The following is a 2,007-nucleotide window of genomic DNA, read 5'->3' as shown; positions in this document are numbered from 1 at the left end:
GTTGGGCGAGTTGGATGGCGGCGGTGCCGACGCCGCCGGTGCCGGCGTGGATGAGGACGCGTTCGCCTGGTTTGAGGGCGGCGAGGTCGTGCAGTGCGTAGTAGGCGGTCAGATACACGATGGGGAATGCTGCGGCGTCGGTGTATGACCAGTCTGCTGGTATGGGGGTGATGGTGCGTCGGTCGGCTATTACGACGTTGGCCAGTGCGTCGGGGAAGAGTCCGGTGACTCGGTCGCCGGGGGTGAGGTCGGTGATGTCGGGGCCGATGTCGAGGATGATGCCGGCGGCTTCGCTGCCCATGGTGGCCTCGCCGGGGTACATGCCCAGGGCGATGAGTACGTCGCGGAAGTTCAGACCGGCGGCTCGTACCGCGACCCGTACCTCTCCCGGCAGCAGGCGCCGGGTGGCGGTGTCGGATCCGGTCAGTGTCAGGTTCTCCAGTGTTCCGCGTTCGCTGGTGTCCAGGTGCCAGGCGTCGGCGTCGGCCGGTGGTGTCAGCGCGTCGGTGACGGCCGTGGTCGTCAGCCGGGGGAGGGTGATGGCGCCGTCGCGGATGCGGGCCTGGGGTTCGCCGGAGGCGACTACGGAGGCCAGGGCGTCCCTGGAGGCTGGGTGGTCGTCGGTGTCGATGAGGATGATGCGGTTGGGGTGTTCGGTTTGGGCGGTGCGGATGAGTCCCCAGACCGCTGCGCCCGCGAGGTCGTCGTAGGTGGCCTCGATGACCAGGGGGGCGGTGGTGTCCGCGGCCAGGTGCTGCTGTATTCGGGTCAGGGTTTCGGCGGTGATGTGGTGGGTGTCGGCCAGGATGTCGTCGCCGGTCGTGGGGACGGTGTATCGCTCGAAGTCCACTGGGGTGGTGGGGGTGGTGGGGGTGTGTGGGGACCAGTCGAGTGTGTAGAGGTGGTCCGTTTCGGCTTGCGCGGCGTGGAGTTGGTCGGGCTGGAGTGGTCGGGTGGTGAGGGAGTCGATGGTGATGACGGGTTGGCCGGTGGTGTCGGTGGCCAGGAGGCGGATGGCGCCGGTGTCGTCGGTGTCGAGCCGGACTCGGAGGTGGGTGGCGCCGGTGGCGTGGAGGGTGACGCCGGTCCAGGAGAAGGGCAGATGTGGGGTGCTGGGGTCCGGGGTGTTGAGGGCGGCGGGGTGTAGTGCCGCGTCGAGTAGGGCCGGGTGCAGGGCATGTCCAGTGGCGGTGCCTGCGGCGGTGGGCAGTTCGATCTCGGCGAAGAGGGTGTTGTCGCGTTGGTAGAGGGTGTGGAGTCCTTGGAAGGCGGGGCCGTAGTGGAGTCCGGTGTCGGCGAGTTGCTGGTAGGCGTTGGTGAGGTCGATTTGGTGGGCGTCGGTGGGTGGCCAGGTGCCGAGGTCCGTTGTGGGTTGGGTTTCGCGTTTGAGGGTGCCGGTGGTGTGGCGGGTCCAGGTGCCGGTGGTGTCGCGGCTGTGGAGGGAGATGGGGCGGTGGCCGGTGTCGTTTTCGGCGCCTACGGTGATCTGGATCGGGGTGGGGTGGGTGAGTGCGAGGGGGGTGTGGATGACCAGTTCGTCCACGGTGGTGTGGTCGGTGTGCTCGGCGGCGTAGAGGGCGAGGTCTATCAGTGCGGTGCCGGGGACGATCACGGTGCCGTTTACCGTGTGGTCGGTGAGCCAGGGGTGGGTGCTGGTGGAGAGTCGGCCGGAGAGGATGAGTTCGCCGGTGTCGGCCACTGTGGTCACCGCGCCCAGCAGCGGGTGGTCCGTCGTCCCCAGTCCGGCCCCCTCCACCTCGGCGTCCCCTCCCGCGGCGTCGTGCAGCCAGAACCGTTCGCGCTGGAACGCGTAGGTCGGCAGCTCCACGCGCCGGCCCCGGGGGACCACCGCGGACCAGTCGAGCTCCACACCGCTGGTGTGGGCGTGCCCGGCGGCGGTGAGCACAGTCACGACCTCGTTGTGGTTGCGGCGGGTGGTGGGGATGAGGTGGGTGGTGGTGGGGAGGGTGGTGCGGGCGAGGGCGGTGAGGGTGGTGTCGGGGCCGA

1 protein-coding gene is annotated in these 2,007 nt (G+C 69.4%); it reads right to left on the bottom strand.

Going from position 1 to position 2,007, the window contains the following annotated elements:
• On the bottom strand, positions 1-2,007 hold a 2,007-nt coding region (locus AB0E24_RS45910; RefSeq protein WP_359386031.1), incomplete at both ends, for a SpnB-like Rossmann fold domain-containing protein.

Origin of the sequence: Streptomyces malaysiensis subsp. malaysiensis (genome assembly GCF_040653035.1) — a bacterium.
Lineage (GTDB): Bacteria > Actinomycetota > Actinomycetes > Streptomycetales > Streptomycetaceae > Streptomyces > Streptomyces malaysiensis.
This window is presented reverse-complemented; position numbering and strand designations above follow the sequence as displayed.